Below are 14830 nucleotides of genomic sequence, written 5' to 3'. Positions count from 1 at the left end.
TTGATTCCTATTCCATTTCTATTATCAAAAAAAGAGTATCGTCTTCGAATTCGACATCGCCGAAAAACTTAGCGAGATCCGATTGGATCGCTTCCTTAAATGCTTTTAGATTCTCGGCGATCCTATTGCTATTCAATATTTCCAAAAGCCCTTCCGTACCAAGCTGTTTTCCTTCCTCATTTCGATTCTCGATCAACCCGTCGGTGTACAGAAAAAGGCGTTCTCCCGAACGAATCGGTAAAGTTACGAGTTCCGCGATCGGTCGCTTGATTCCGAAGCCTAAAATACTTCCTGTCGTCTCGATTTCCCTAAATTCGCTGCCGTTTTGGGAATGGATTAGATAGGGATGTCCTCCGTTTGCGAAATGGATCTCTTTCGAGATAAAATCGAAGAAAATGTAAACGCCCGATGCGTGATGAGACTTGAACTGCCTTAGTAACGTATCGTCTATGTATTCCAAAAGGCGGACCGGGTGAAGCTTCAATCGATACGGCATCGTTGCGACCATAATCTTGATAAACGAAGCCACGAGTGCCGATGCGATTCCGTGACCCGCGATATCTGTCAAAAAAACGCCGGTATTTCCCTCCCTTAATTGCACAAAATCGTAGAAATCCCCGCCGATTTCATTGGGCATGGATCGGTACACTTCGTATCTAAATCCTTTAACACTGATTTCTTCGGGAAATAACGTTTCCTGTACTTTCCTCGCGATCTGAAGTTCGTGTTGCAGAAACCGATAATCCGAATCCAATTCCGAAGATATTCTCACAAGCCTCCTTACGATAATCACGATTGCGGTTCCGATGATGCTAAGGATGATATAAACGACGTCGGGGATCAGCAGCACCAAAGGCGCAAGACTCAAATTCATCCCTTTAACTTTCACGTATACGAAACCGAGATGAAGGACGATCGAATATGCTCCGGTAACCAAACAACCTTCCGCCCTAAGTCTAAACATCTGAAATAGGACAAGAAACCCAACCAATAGAAAATAATTATTATATAATTGAAGGCTGTGTAGATCGTGAAAAATATAAAACGACTCGTTTAAAATCAGCATCACGAGGAAAACGATCGAAAAATTCGTTCCGTGGATGATCGCCGATAAATAACGTCTCTGAAACGAGAGAACGAAACTAAGCAGGTTTAAACTTAATATGATTCCGAAATAGACGGTCCCTCTCTCGGATTGACGAACGTCCGGAATAAGCAATAGAAAATATACGAGAAAATGGAGCAGGAAAGCGATCCGGATAAACGATTGATCGATCCGTATTAGATCTCGCCAAGCACCGATTTCTTTATAATCGAACTCCCGTTCTAGGAAACTCCAAGGATTTAAAATGCCGCCGGCTTTACTATTTAATAGATTCATCAAGTTCGTATTCAATGATCTCGGAGCCGTTCAAAAGAACTCGAAGGTTATAACCTCGATCCAAATATTTATCCAATTTCTCGGCCAATTCTAAACCGGCCTTAGCATCCCTGACCCGGACAAAAAAGGGAGCGGATTTGGACTTATAGTTATAAGGAAACCTTTCGTTTATCAAAAGTGTGACCCTATATTCTCCCGGTCTTGTTTCGAGAATGATATGTAAAATATGTTTGCGATTTAAGATCCTCTCCGTAATCGGAAGATTCCAAGGATTCGTAACCTCCGCAAATTGCGAAGTGTTCGAAACTAATAGACCGGCTAACAAGAATGCCCCTGACCATGACCGGCGATCGACAAAGATTCTAGAAGAATACGAAACGGCTCCGAACTTCATAACGAATAGGCACAAATCTCGCATTCGGTCGATTGATTGCAAACCTTAAACCCGAGAAAGATGCCCTTCATTTTTTGCAATGCAAAGAAAAATACTTTCCTATCTAACTAAAGTTTCCATAATCCGAGATTCGGCATTACGATGAGTTCGATAAAACATGCGGTAGAAGTGTGTCGATTCTTAGTCTTGCTTGTCTCGGTAGTTTTCGGCTCCGCTTGCAGACAAGAATCGGAAGAGACCAACCCGTACATGGATCTCTTTAATACTAGCCCCCTGACCGAGAGCGGATTTTATAAGGATCGGGCTCCGTCCTGGGAATTTAGAGTCTTTCCATTGGACGTCGAAGCCAAGAATTTCGTCACGGCCTTAAATCGAATCGACGGATTCGAAGAAGTTCCTTCCTCTTCGGGATCCTGGCGAATCATTGCCGAGGAAGTCAAGTCGCTAAAAAAAGAACTCCCGAATTCGATTAACAAGTTGTTAACCGAATTTTTATTTAGAATATACGTTTGCGAAAATTTAGGAGGCAGTGCCGTTAGCGGTTTCGTTTATCGGAATGGGCACGCAATCGGAGGGTTCGTGATCTTGGATTCGCAGATTTTAAATAAAAACGCCAATGACTGGATCAGCTATAAGGAAAACTCCGCTTTTAAGCCGGGCAATACCGCGATCAAAATCAAAATCGAAGAGGAAAATTCGAATACCAAAGTCAACGCATTGAGATACATACTTCTCCACGAATTCGGACATATACTTTCCGTCGCCACGGGAATCGGCCCGGATCTTAGGGGAAAAACGAGGAAATTCGAGAGCCTTCCGTTCTACCATGGGATTTGGAAATCCGAAAAGAAATCCGTTTACGACGATTCGCAGTTTAAGTTCAGATCCCGGATAAAATTCTACTCCTCGTCTCTTGCATTGCAAGAAAACTGGAATAACATCTATCCTATTTTAGAAAAAACTCCTTTTCCAACCTTATATTCGGCGACGAACGCGGACGACTTCTTTGCGGAATCGTTCGTTTCTTACGTTCACGTAATTATGCAAAAACGCCCCTGGCAACTAATCATATATGAGAAAGGAAAACCGATCTATCAAACAAAGAATGGAATCGAAAAAGAATCTCTGGAAAAACAAAGAAGAATGATCGAGACGATTATTAACCGCGCCGATCCTTAATGCAGAGGACAGAAGACTGAGGACTGAAGACAGTAGCTGCCTAGATGTTGGAAAAGTAATAGAGGCAGAGGAAAGATCTATTGCAACATAGGAATCTTTCTATAGAACACGGAAACTCCGCTTACACATCGAAAATCCAGTGACACTTCGCTCCAACATAATTCGTTTTTAAAAAAATTGTTGTCAGGGTAATAGGAATAATTTTCTGTCCTCTGTCCTCTGTCCTCTGTCCTCTGTCCTCTGTCCTCTGTCCTCTGTCCTCTGTCCTCTGTCCTCTGTCCTCTGTCCTCTGTCCTCTGTCCTCTGTCCTCTGTCCTCTGTCCTCTGTCCTCTGTCCTCTGTTAGCGCCAGGGATGCGTAGGGCTTTCGTCCAACACCCGATTAAAACGCGGGCTGCATTAACAAAACTAGAGGTGTTGGATGAGCGTGACTACGCGAACCCGGAGCAGCCCGGTCCTCACAAAGTGAGGAGGCGCCCAAGAAACACGATTAGGTTTCTCGCGAGTTTTTTCTGGAAAGCCGGGAAAATGCATTATAGAGCATTCCGCTTTGTCACTTGTCTTGCAAAGCAAGCCTCACTCTAAGTAATTGTGCACAACTAATTATAAAATAATAATATCAAAATTTCAGGGGCCGATACTTCTCCCGTGGCTCGGAGATCGGCAGTAATGCGCCATGCTTAAAACTTATTTTAAATATGAAAAACTACAAAATTTGCTTCAAACCATTATTAATGGTGCTTGACACCAATGGTGAATGGCGCCATTATGAGTTGTGATCCTTTCTTTTTCTGATAAAGAATGCGAAACCATATGGCTGGGTAAGTTTTCGAAGAAATTTCCGAAGGATATACAAAGAACAGTTAGACGGAAGCTTATACATTTAGATAGCGCGAAGACTTTAGAAGATTTAAAAATTCCTCCCGGTAACAGATTGCATGCTCTATCTGGAGATAGGCGAGGACAACATAGTATTTCCATTAATATGCAGTATAGGATCTGCTTTATTTGGGAAAATGGTAACGTAACAAATGTTGAGATTGTCGATTATCATTAGACGGCGGTAATTATGAATAAAGAATTAATGAATATTCACCCTGGTGAAATCTTAATAGAAGATTTTCTAAAGCCGATGGAAATTACGGCTTATAAATTAGCTCAAGCTACTCATATCGATCAAAAACGTATAAGTGAAATAATTCACGGTCGTCGTTCTATTACTGCTGATACTGCGTTAAGGTTTTCTCGGTTTTTTGGAAATTCGCCCGAGTTCTGGCTATCAATACAAGCTCATTATGATTTAGAAGTTAAACAATATGAGCTCAAAAACGAATTAAAAACGATCAAAAAATTTCAAGAACTCAAGCTAGTTAATTAAGCAAGGCGTATAACTAAAAATTGTCGAGGCGCTTCGGGATCGCCACGCGAACCTTGCTTTGGCTTTTCCAAATTCCGCTTTGTAACTCGGACAGTGTCATTATCGCAGGGCTTGGCTTGCCACCCGCCCGGGATTTCGGCAAGCCCTCTTCCTTAGTCGCATGGCGCCCTAAAATCGGACTTTAAAAGAATATTTGATTTGACCAGTATACAAAGATTGTATATGATTAAATCATGAACCAGACTGTCAATATTTCATTCGAACAGGGCCTCTTAAAGGAAATAGATAAAATAGCCAAAAGAGAACATAGGTCTCGATCCGAATTAATAAGAGAGGCTGCACGCGCATATATTGAAAAGAAATCTAAGTGGGAGAAAATTTTCGAGATTGGTTCAGCTATTTCTAAAACATCGAATATAACGGAAAGTTCTCTGATAGATGAAATAAAACGTATCAGGAAGCAAAAGAAAACTTCCTAATGCAAAAGGTTTTATTAGATACCAATGTTTATATATCGGCAATATTATTCGGTGGAAAGCCTAGAATAATATTAGAAGAACTTATCTCCGGCAAAGTAATTGGCTATATTTCTAACTCTATACTGAAAGAGATAGAATTGACTTTGAAGAAACCAAAATTCAAATTAAATGAAGAATTTATTTCAATTATCTTATCCGAGATTGAATTAATTACTAAAAAGACGGCAAACATTTCATTATCGGATTACTCAGGACTTAGAGATAGAGACGATTATCATATACTGGAAAGCGCTCTTGCTGCGAAAGTCGATTATTTGATAACGGGCGATCAAGATTTACTTGTCTTATATAATTTGAAATCTCTGAAAATTGTTTCTCCTGAACAATATTTAAACTTAGACAGTGAAGGGGAGACGAGCGACTAACTGCGCAGCGACTCTTTTGGAAGGCACCGTAACGCATGGGATGTAGGACATCCAAATCCAACTTGATTTTGATAACGTCCTAAATATTTCGCATATTTAATAACCGAAGAGAGGGTTCTCCTAACCGACCTAAGTTTGTCGGGCATAGATCAGAATCGATTCCTTGTAAAACACCGAACGGGCAATCTCGACTCCCGAGTCGATCCGATTCATTGGGCAATTTAAGAATATTATTATTGGAAGGCGTTCCAACCGGGGGGCGAATCTATAAACGTTTCGATTTTCGGAATTTTTTTAGAAGTATTACAAAAAGTAACGATTCTCTCGGACACTCATCGTTTGAAATCGGCCGATTCCAGTGCGCGAAACGGTTTGCGGCATTCGGGTAAATCGTATATTCATTCCGGATTTCAAGCCCCTCCCGGCACTTTCGCCAACGATCCAAGACGGCTGCCTGCAGCCCCCGCCTTCCTAGCATCTTTCCGGTTTCAAACGGTTTTTTTGATTTTCAAGGTTATCTTTGTCCGGTTTAGTTAGTGAAAATCTGTGAATCGTTCACCCAAAAAAGAAAAAGCCGAAGACATGTCCGGTGAGCTACGCAAAGCGAAGCGACGCATTAAAGCCCTGGAGGCACAATTAAAGAATCGCACCGGAAACGGATTCTTCTTCGAAGAGCTTCTAGATTGTTCGCCCACTCCTACCGCAATTTTAGATTTCTCGTCCGGAAAATTCAGGGAAGTAAACGCGGCGATCCTTCCGCTATTCGGGCATTCCAGAAACGAATTGTTGAAAAGAAAGATGATAAACCTTTCTCCGGAACTGCAGCCGGACGGGCAAAAATCGCGTGAATTACTTAGTTCTAAACTTGAAGTCTGCCGACAAAACGGAGAGGTATCCTTTTGCTGGGAGTATTTAAACTCGAACAATTTCTCTTTTCCGTGCAAAGTCCGATTTTCTAAATTAAAAAATTCTGAATCGCTGCTCAGCGTCCAAATAGAAGACCTTCGCAAACGAAAAGCGATCGACTCTCTCCTTAGCGGAACTCACGAAAGATTCGACCTACTGATTAAGGACCTATCGGAAGACCTCTGGGTTTGGGATATAGCCTCGAATCCGATTCTTCCCGGAGAGGAACTCGACGATATACTGGGATATTCTCGGAAAGAGTTAATTAGAAATCTCGAATTCTGGAAGGCACTAATACATCCGAAAGATGCTCGCCGGACCCTGACTCTTTTGCAGCAGACATTGGGCGGAAAGAAAGACCTTTTCGACGCGGACTATAGAATGAGAGGAAAAGACGGAACTTATAAATGGATTTTAACGAGAGGAAAGGTAATCGAAAGGGCGGAGACCGGCCAAGCCACAAAGATGCTGGGTTTTCACGCGGATATTTCCAAACAAAAAAAAGCGGAAGAATCCGATCGGATAAAAAGAAATTTGGAAGCTCTGACCACGTCCATTTCTACGGAACTGATTAATCTACCCAGTCACGAAATCGGCGAAGCGATCCATAATACCATCGATAAGATTTGCAAATTCTTTCAGATGGATAGGGCGAATTTGGTTTTGTACGACCGGGAACGACTAAAAAGAACCTTGTTACACGAATATATAAATCCGAAAGCGAAAAACAAATCCCCTTCTTGGCCGGAGATTTCCGATATCAACCCGGATAGTTTTTTAACTAAAAATCTTTTATTAAACAAAATCATAACGTTGGACATACGGGAAATTCCGGATAGTTCCGTCGATTTAAAGACGCTATTGAATACGGTAGGAATCAAATTTTTAGTCGGAATCCCTCTCACTCTTGCGGGTAGGGTCGTGGGCGCGATCGGATTGAACGCCGAACGACACAGAAACGAAGTACGACATAAATTCGAAGAGTTCGAGATTTTCCATTTGCGAACGATCGGAGAGGTGATTTCAAACGCATTAGAAAGAAAGAAAAAGGAGGAAGAGCTTCATGCGGAACGAGACCTTCTTGCGGGAATCATGGATACGTCCGTCGCTGCGATCACGGTTCTAACTCCCGATGGACGAATTTCGTACGCAAACTCTTCGGCGGAAAGGATTCTAGGCCTTAGCGCGGAAAATTTAAAAGAAAGAACTTATAATTCCGTCGAGTGGAAATCGACTTCCATCGATGGAGGTCCCTGGCAACCGGAGGACCAACCCTTCCTTCGCGTAATCAATTCTGGAGAACCGGTCTTCGACGTGCGTCACGCCATCGAGGACGGCAAAGGAGTTAGGAAATATCTTTCCATCAACGGTTCTCCGATAAAAAATGATTTAGGGGAAGTAACCAGCCTTGTCTTTTTAGTCACGGACATTACCGATTCCCTTTTAGCCGAACGCGCCTTGAAAGAAAGCGAAGAACGACTCCGACTCGCCCTTAATGCAGCCAATATGGGAACATGGAGTTGGAACTTAAAAGAGGATTCCATTCATTGGTCCGCGAATACAGGGCATCTGTTCGGCATTTCCCTAGATGAGTTCGGCGGAAAGTCGGAGCATTTTTTCGATTTAATACATCCCGACGATCTGGAAAAAGTCCGCGCCACGGTTGAACTATCCCTTTCCGGCAAGAACGACGATTTCCATATCGAACATAGAATCTTTCATAGGGACGGAACGGTCCATTGGATGGAAGGGAAAGGAAGAGTGTACAGGGAAATCGACGGAGATCCGATTCGAATGGCCGGAACATTCACCGATATTACGGATCGCAAAAATGCCGAAAACGAATTGAAGGCGAGTCAACTTAGATTCCAAGCGTTCTATCGGTTCGCGAACGAAGCGATCTTATTTTTGAATCCTCGTACCGAGAGAATCCTGGATACCAATCCCGCTTTTTTGAATATTTTCGGATTCGCAAGCGAGAAGGAAGTACAGGGCGTTCCGGCAAAATCGCTGTTTACAGTCGAATCTTGGGCCACCGTGCATACTCGCTTACGATCCTTCGAAAGCGCGGATAATCTGGAGTTAAGAACCGTTCGAGTTGACGGAACGATCTTCCCTGCAATCGGAAGTATCCATTTTTATAATGAAAAGGATTCTTATATAGCTGCGGTCAGCCTGCTGGACACTTCCGCAATCCAGGAAGTCGAAGAGCTAAAAATGATCAATAACGAGATTTCCGTCAGAAATAAATTGATAGAAATGCAAAAAAATGAATTGGAGGAAACGATAGAGGATTTGAAACGAACGCAAGCGCAACTGATCCAATCCGAAAAAATGGCTGCCTTAGGGCAACTAATCGCCGGCATTGCGCATGAAATCAATAATCCGATCGGGGCAATTCAGGCATCCAATCAAAATCTACAGGAATGCCTAGTGCGTTTTCAAACCTTGCTTCCCGAAGTACAGTCTATTATCAGCCGGATGCCTTATGAGGAAATGGAATCATTCCGCAATTTCTTGAATCAAGTGAGACAAATACGGGAACACTTGGCAGGAATCGAAGAGCGTCGCGTAAAAAAGGAATTAATCCAGGAATTCGAAGCGCTCGGTTTTCAATCTCCGTATATGTTTGCCGACAGTTTGGCCGATATGGGATTTCGAACGATTCCCAAAGAGGCGGTTCCCTTCCTTAAAAGCGAGAGAGCGACCACTTTATTGGAATATTCTTCCATAGAATCCTTCTTTTTTACGAATACGAATACGATTCAAATCGCGGTGGATCGGGTGTCCAAAATTCTCTACGCTTTAAAGAATTTTTCCCATTTCGACACGGGTTCCACGAAAATACCCGCCTCACTGCAGGAAAGTATCGAAACCGTACTTACGATATACCAAAATCAATTAAAGAAAGGCATCCAAGTTACGAAGGAATACGATGATATTCCGAAGATTTTATGTTATCCGGACGACTTATTGCACGTTTGGACGAACTTAATTTATAATTCTCTGCAAGCCATGGATTTCAGAGGAAGAATACGCATTCGAACGTACACTCAGAACGAAGAAGTGGCGGTGGAAATAAACGACAGCGGTCCTGGGATTCCCGAAAATATACGGGAAAAAATCTTTCAACCCTTCTTTACCACCAAGCCTCCCGGAGAAGGTAGCGGGCTTGGACTGGATATCGTCCATAAAATCATTACCAAGCATAGCGGAAGAATCGAGGTAGAGAGCGTTCCCGGATCCACTACGTTTAGAGTGTTTCTTCCGCTTTTACCGGCGGAATAAACCCGTGAATTAGAAAACGGATCGCAGTTGGAAAGATTCTTGATTCGGGTTCGGTTTGTTATTTCAACGCAGAGGTAATCGTTGTGACGAGTTCTTTTTCGTCCCAAGGTTTTTTTAGGTAACTATAGAGGTTGATTTCCTTCTTAAGAGCTTCTACCGAGGCGATGTCGGCATGTCCGGTTATGATAATCTTCTGTATCTCGGGATATCTTTGATGAACGTTGCGTAGAAATTCGTCTCCTTTTATATTCGGCATCAACCAATCCGAAATAACTATCAATATTTTCACGCCTTCGGTCACTAGCTCTTCGATAATTTGCATTGCCTCGGAAGCGTCCAAAGCGGTTTCGTAACGGTAGGTATCTCCCAAGTGTCTTTTCACCTGAGATTTCATGCTCATTAGAATGAGTGCCTCGTCGTCGACGAAGAGTATCGCTTTCTCCACCGTTCCCCCGAAATAAACCTTATTAATTAGACGAATAAAAAAACGTCTCCACCCGGGAAAAAAAACCGAGTCGAGAAAAGAGATCCTATGATTTTCCCCCCACCTTGCAACTCATTTTCAAGAAAATATCAACCATCCGAGCGAGGATGAGACAGGACGACCGCGGTACATGAGGTTCGTATCGGCAGCGACGGCATTTCCTCTCTATTCTATAAATTGAGGTATTGGATGATAAGCGTATCGATCGAACTAGTCAATAAATTTTGTTGTAATCTGCGGGAGCTCCGGACTGGGCTCCATAATAAAGTATCCTTGAGAATATTCGATACCTAGAGATTTGACGGCCTCGAATTCTTCCCGCGTGCCTACAAATTCAGCAATCACTTCGGCTCCGATTCTATGGGCAAGTTCCGTAATCGCAGACGTTAAAATATAGGCGGTGTGATTTCTCTCAAGCGACTGGATAAATTTTCCGTCGATTTTGATGTAATCAGGTTGAATTTCCAGCAACCGCGAGAAATTAGAATGTTCGACACCGAAATCATCGATCGCAATCGAGCAACCGATTTCCTTTAGCCCGGTGATTACCTTAAAGTGATTCGGATTTCCTTTCAAGCTCGCAGTTTCTAAGATTTCGAAAGCGATTCGAGAAGGGTGAATTTTATAATGATCTAAACGACTCGCAACCCACTTCGGAAAACTCCCGCTTTCGAGTTCCGTTTCGGAAAGATTAATGGAAAAGGAAAACTCGGAACCTACGAAAGTTTTCAAGGCTTTTTCGAATAAGATGGGAGTAATCATTCTGAGAAGCCCGGTCGACTTTGCCAAATAGATAAAGGAAGCGGGCGTATATACCTTTCCATCTTCCACGATTCTCGCAAGACATTCGAATTTCTCGATATTCCCGGTACTGTTATTCAAAACGCCTTGGAAATAGGGCACGATATTTCCGGTTCGGATCGCATTATTGAGTCTCTTTCCCAAATTTATATTGATTTGATAAAGGTCCTGGTCGTCCATTTTTTCGGAATATTGTAATATTCCTGCGCCTAGAGTTTCCTCCGAATCTTGACTGGCTCTAACCAAGGCAAGTCTTGCTTTATAATAAAGATCCCTAAAACCCTTAGCCGTCGCAATGGTGGCATTGATCCGAAAAGCGATTCCTTCGGTAGTCAAATAATCCGAACGAAGTAAAATTTTAAACGCGATCAAATGCGGAAGAAATCGTTCCTCCGAAACTTTGGATAGAATCGCAACCTCGTCTTCGTAAACGTGGAATATTTCGCCGTAATTTCCTAAAATCGAATTCATAGAATCCAGAAACTTCTTTAAAAGATTCTTATATAAAGAAACACCGAAATGCTTCGTCGTCAAAGATGTGGACTCTATACGCACTAAGGCTAGAATCGATTCTTCCGGATGGCTTTCCTTCTCTTCCAATCTTCTTCGAAGATATTCCAAATTCGGTAATCCTGAATCCCGATTATAAAGTAATGCGTGCTCCAACTTTCTATTCAATTCCAGGAGGGAAAGCCCCGCTTCGAAGGACCGGATCGCCTCCTTTACGGTCAGAATCAAATCCCTGGAGTCCCAAGGTTTCGAAAGATAGCGATATAATTTTGCATGGTTCAAAGCGTTCCCGACCGAATCGGCGGTTGCCTGCCCTGTTAACATGATTTTGCGGGTATTAGGATTGGATTTTTGAATATGGATTAAAAATTCATCACCCCGAATTCCCGGCATCACCTGATCGCTGATGACGACCGGAACATGTATGCCGGCATTATTGGCTTCTTCAATGATACTTAAGGCCAATTCCGCCGTATCGGCGGCTTCGACTTGGTATTCCTTGCCAAACGCGAGTTTCAATTGTTCCTTCAATCCCCGGAGAATGATCAATTCATCATCGACGCATAAAATTATCGACTTGGGCACCTCTGGAGTATCGGGGATTAAACTTACATCATTTTCCATAGTAAGGAAGCGCCGATACGGGCATGCAATTAGACTTAAAAAAGGATATCCTCACCTACGATTGAGTTATTTTTTACCAAGTAAGCGGAGTATTTCGGGAAAAAGGGGGCATAATGCGTATATTCTTTGAAAATGACAAAGAGATCAAAATCGAAAATTCCGACGGACTTCACTCTTTATTACAAATTTCATTGGCGGAAGGAATTCCACACGTTCATGCCTGTGGAGGAAACGCAAGATGTTCTACTTGCCGAGTGTTGGTATTGGAAGGAGCCGACAACTTATCCGCGCGCAATGAAAAGGAATCCGCTTTAGCGGAAAGAAAAGGCTTTCCGGAAAACGTACGGCTCGCCTGCCAATCAAGAGTTTTAGGAGATATTAAAGTTAGAAGGCTAATCATCGACGATGCCGATCAAACTTTGGCCTCAACGGTTTCGAACAGCGTTTCAGGAAAAGAAAAAGCGATCACGATTCTTTTTAGCGACATTCGAGGATTTACGACCTTTTCCGAATCCCATTTACCGTACGACGTGATACATATACTAAACCGGTATTTCTACCGAATGAGCGATAAAATCCTAAAGTATGGCGGGACAATCGATAAGTATATCGGCGACGGTTTAATGGCCGTTTTTGGATTGGAAGAATCCGACCCCCTCAAGACGAATTTATCCGCAATTCGCAGCGCACTCGAAATGCAAACCGAGCTCGACGACCTGAATTCCTATTTAAGGAAACACTTTAATGCCCGATTCGAAATCGGAGTCGGAATACATTATGGAACCGCAATATTGGGACAACTAGGGCATCCTTTACGGATGTCATCCACTGCGATCGGGGATTCGGTGAATCAGGCTAGCCGAATCGAATCCACTACTAAAAAGGCGGGTGCAAGATTGCTGATTTCGGAAAGCGTTTTTACGCTCGTTAAAGATAGGGTCAAAAAAGGAAGAACCTTTGAGACGACCTTAAAGGGAAAAACGGGAAAATATAAAGTACATGAAATTCTAGGAATCACGCGAGACTGCCGGGAGGAAATCGCCCAGGAAGCCAAATATAGAATTTGGGACTCCATAGATCTATCGGCAACCGGGGACTGGCTGACACTGGCCTTTCATGCCTCGTTTATTTTCGGATCGGACGGCTCCTGGCTAGGGCTGGACGCTTCGATTCGTTTTCCAAGTTTGTTAAACGACGAGCTTAACTCTCGGATTCGGACCCTTTTGAATACGTTGATCCGAATTCATGAGGAACTAAAAAGAGAATCGGAAGGTTTGCAAGAAAGCCGAATCCCTTCCTTATCCGATTTGATCGCATTTGCCGGTGCTCTTGCCGTTCAAAAATCCGGAGGACCTAAAATCGCCGATTTTACCGCGAGACCGGATTCGGAATATCCGATCGGGCGACTGGAATATCCGCCGGATAATCCCGATCTATCGGACAGCATCCGGTATTACGCAAGGATGAAATTCGATACGAAAGAAATGGTCGCCCTATTCGGAGCAAAAACGATCGGAAGACACGAAAGAGGATTTTATACCGATACACCGAACGTATTCGATAATAATTATTTTAAGGATCTGCTATATGACGGTGGGGCGAAAATGACCGCGCCGGATCGAGCTCTATTGAGTTCCGAGGAAACGAAGAGGATCGTGACCGAATTCGCCTTAAAGGAAGATGACTTCTTTTCGGCCTTCGAACAAGCTTTCGTAAAACTCGTGCAAGGCAGGAAAGTTTCGGAGATTTCTTGACTCTTTAGCTTCCCCCGAACGTTGAATCGATTTTGGTGAGTAAAGCATAAAACGATTGGAAGAAAGCCGAGTCGTTTTTTATCTGGAGGATAGATGCGCTTCCAATCCGTTTTAGATACTCTCCCCGTATATGAGGCCGGAAAACCGATCGAGTTGGTCGTACGAGAATACGGAATTTCTCCGGATAAAGTTATCAAACTGGCCTCCAACGAAAATCCCTTCGGAGTCTCGCCGAAAGTCAAAGAAAAGATCGCTCGGTCTCTGGATAAAATGCCTTTGTATCCGGATGATACGTATCAAGAATTGAAAAGCGCTTTATCCGAATGCTACGGAGTAAAACCTTCGAACGTCATTCAGGGAAATGGAAGCGATCAAATTTTCGATTTCGCCACTCGATCCGTTCTCGGACACGGGGACTACATGCTGCAGAACGGCAAAACATTCTCCATGTATTCGATATATTCGGAACAATGCGGCGCAAAAGTAGCTTCCACCGATTCGATCGAACACGATCTGAATCAATTGTCGGATCTATACAAACGATACCGGCCTAAACTGATATTCATTTGCACGCCCTGCAATCCCATCGGTGACGCTCTCAAAAAGGACGACGTCTATTCTTTCCTGGATCAAATTTCCGATGAAACATTGGTCGTTCTCGACGGAGCCTATATGGATTTCGGGAAAACCAGAGATCGGGAGACCGATATTCCGCCCGCCGAAATAATATCAAAATATCCGAATGTAGTTTACACCGGTACATTTTCGAAAATTCACGGTTTGGGAGGAATGCGGATCGGATACGGGATCGCAAACGAGGAAATCATTCGGGCCTTTTATAAACTTCGTCCGCCGTTTAACGTATCTCAGCTTTCACAATTAGCGGCAATCGAAGCATTAAAGGATAAGGACTTTGTGGATTCGTACTTAAAATCCAATTTGAACGAGTTACCGAATTACGAATCTTTTGCAGACTCCAAGGGACTTCCCTACTTTCGATCGTATACGAATTTCATTACGATTCGGTTGGATGATGCGAAACTTTCTTCCAGGGAACTTTTCGAAACGTTGCTGCGGGAAGGAATCATTTTAAGAAATCTTAAAAGTTACGGATTAAACGCGATTCGAATTACGATCGGACGACCCGACCAAAACCGTATATTGCTGAATCGTCTAAATGCGCTGCTTTAAGTTTAACTAATTTTCAAGTCTCTGCTAAGGGCTTCGA

General features: G+C 43.1%; 12 protein-coding genes. 8 read left to right on the top strand and 4 right to left on the bottom strand.

Annotated features, from left to right (window positions below; genetic code table 11):
• Positions 1-7 precede the first annotated feature (7 nt).
• Complete coding sequence (locus tag LEP1GSC047_RS02660) at positions 8-1381, bottom strand: PP2C family protein-serine/threonine phosphatase (RefSeq protein WP_010411870.1); 1374 nt, start codon at positions 1379-1381, stop codon at positions 8-10.
• Positions 1365-1775, bottom strand: coding sequence for a hypothetical protein (locus LEP1GSC047_RS02655; protein ID WP_010411873.1), 411 nt, complete (start codon positions 1773-1775; stop codon positions 1365-1367). The genes LEP1GSC047_RS02660 and LEP1GSC047_RS02655 overlap by 17 nt, the downstream gene beginning before the upstream one ends.
• Positions 1776-1916: 141 nt before the next feature.
• On the opposite strand from LEP1GSC047_RS02655, the gene LEP1GSC047_RS02650 reads away from it, so the two are divergent.
• The 6 genes from LEP1GSC047_RS02650 to LEP1GSC047_RS20750 all read left to right on the top strand — a co-directional run bounded on the left by LEP1GSC047_RS02650 (position 1917) and on the right by LEP1GSC047_RS20750 (position 9429).
• Positions 1917-2954: a hypothetical protein gene (locus tag LEP1GSC047_RS02650; protein ID WP_020988124.1), complete on the top strand. Its 1038-nt coding sequence runs from the start codon at positions 1917-1919 to the stop codon at positions 2952-2954.
• Positions 2955-3728: 774 nt separating this feature from the next.
• Positions 3729-4010 carry a type II toxin-antitoxin system RelE/ParE family toxin gene (locus LEP1GSC047_RS21010; RefSeq protein WP_010411881.1) on the top strand — a complete coding sequence of 94 codons (282 nt, stop codon included), beginning with the start codon at positions 3729-3731 and terminating at the stop codon, positions 4008-4010.
• A 12-nt stretch (positions 4011-4022) separates the two neighbouring features.
• On the top strand, positions 4023-4331 hold the full coding sequence (locus LEP1GSC047_RS02645; RefSeq protein WP_010411883.1) for a HigA family addiction module antitoxin: 309 nt from the start codon (positions 4023-4025) through the stop codon (positions 4329-4331).
• 233 nt (positions 4332-4564) lie between these two features.
• Positions 4565-4810, top strand: coding sequence for a CopG family ribbon-helix-helix protein (locus LEP1GSC047_RS02640; RefSeq protein ID WP_010411886.1), 246 nt, complete (start codon positions 4565-4567; stop codon positions 4808-4810).
• Positions 4810-5235 carry a putative toxin-antitoxin system toxin component, PIN family gene (locus tag LEP1GSC047_RS02635; protein WP_010411889.1) on the top strand — a complete coding sequence of 142 codons (426 nt, stop codon included), beginning with the start codon at positions 4810-4812 and terminating at the stop codon, positions 5233-5235. Before LEP1GSC047_RS02640 ends, LEP1GSC047_RS02635 begins: the two co-directional genes overlap by 1 nt.
• Before the next feature lie 546 nt (positions 5236-5781).
• Entirely contained in the window at positions 5782-9429 is a 3648-nt protein-coding gene (locus LEP1GSC047_RS20750) for a PAS domain S-box protein (protein ID WP_020988081.1), read from the top strand.
• Positions 9430-9487: 58 nt separating this feature from the next.
• Here the strand turns inward: LEP1GSC047_RS20750 and LEP1GSC047_RS02620 are convergent, their stop codons facing one another.
• Together LEP1GSC047_RS02620 and LEP1GSC047_RS02615 are read right to left on the bottom strand one after the other, a co-directional pair.
• Positions 9488-9874 carry a response regulator gene (locus LEP1GSC047_RS02620; protein WP_010411900.1) on the bottom strand — a complete coding sequence of 129 codons (387 nt, stop codon included), beginning with the start codon at positions 9872-9874 and terminating at the stop codon, positions 9488-9490.
• 249 nt (positions 9875-10123) lie between these two features.
• Positions 10124-11848, bottom strand: a complete 1725-nt coding sequence (locus LEP1GSC047_RS02615) for an EAL domain-containing protein (protein ID WP_010411903.1) — start codon at positions 11846-11848, stop codon at positions 10124-10126.
• 113 nt (positions 11849-11961) lie between these two features.
• Here LEP1GSC047_RS02615 and LEP1GSC047_RS02610 point away from each other — a divergent pair, with 113 nt between their 5' ends.
• Positions 11962-13602 carry a peroxidase family protein gene (locus tag LEP1GSC047_RS02610; protein WP_020988042.1) on the top strand — a complete coding sequence of 547 codons (1641 nt, stop codon included), beginning with the start codon at positions 11962-11964 and terminating at the stop codon, positions 13600-13602.
• A gap of 93 nt (positions 13603-13695) precedes the next feature.
• Positions 13696-14793: a histidinol-phosphate transaminase gene (hisC, locus tag LEP1GSC047_RS02605; protein WP_010411906.1), complete on the top strand. Its 1098-nt coding sequence runs from the start codon at positions 13696-13698 to the stop codon at positions 14791-14793.
• Positions 14794-14830 lie beyond the last annotated feature (37 nt).

Source organism: Leptospira inadai serovar Lyme str. 10 (assembly GCF_000243675.2).
In the GTDB taxonomy this organism is placed as follows: Bacteria; Spirochaetota; Leptospiria; order Leptospirales; family Leptospiraceae; genus Leptospira_B; species Leptospira_B inadai.
This window is presented reverse-complemented; position numbering and strand designations above follow the sequence as displayed.

Bases quoted from the DNA above. Each gene is read 5' to 3' on its own strand.
- LEP1GSC047_RS02610 (WP_020988042.1), top strand. From the start codon at position 11,962: ATGCGTATATTCTTTGAAAATGACAAAGAGATCAAAATCGAAAATTCC.
- LEP1GSC047_RS02645 (WP_010411883.1), top strand. From the start codon at position 4,023: ATGAATAAAGAATTAATGAATATTCACCCTGGTGAAATCTTAATAGAA.
- LEP1GSC047_RS02655 (WP_010411873.1), bottom strand. From the start codon at position 1,775: ATGAAGTTCGGAGCCGTTTCGTATTCTTCTAGAATCTTTGTCGATCGC.
- LEP1GSC047_RS02660 (WP_010411870.1), bottom strand. From the start codon at position 1,381: ATGAATCTATTAAATAGTAAAGCCGGCGGCATTTTAAATCCTTGGAGT.
- LEP1GSC047_RS02650 (WP_020988124.1), top strand. From the start codon at position 1,917: ATGAGTTCGATAAAACATGCGGTAGAAGTGTGTCGATTCTTAGTCTTG.
- hisC (WP_010411906.1), top strand. From the start codon at position 13,696: ATGCGCTTCCAATCCGTTTTAGATACTCTCCCCGTATATGAGGCCGGA.
- LEP1GSC047_RS02615 (WP_010411903.1), bottom strand. From the start codon at position 11,848: ATGGAAAATGATGTAAGTTTAATCCCCGATACTCCAGAGGTGCCCAAG.
- LEP1GSC047_RS02635 (WP_010411889.1), top strand. From the start codon at position 4,810: ATGCAAAAGGTTTTATTAGATACCAATGTTTATATATCGGCAATATTA.
- LEP1GSC047_RS02640 (WP_010411886.1), top strand. From the start codon at position 4,565: ATGAACCAGACTGTCAATATTTCATTCGAACAGGGCCTCTTAAAGGAA.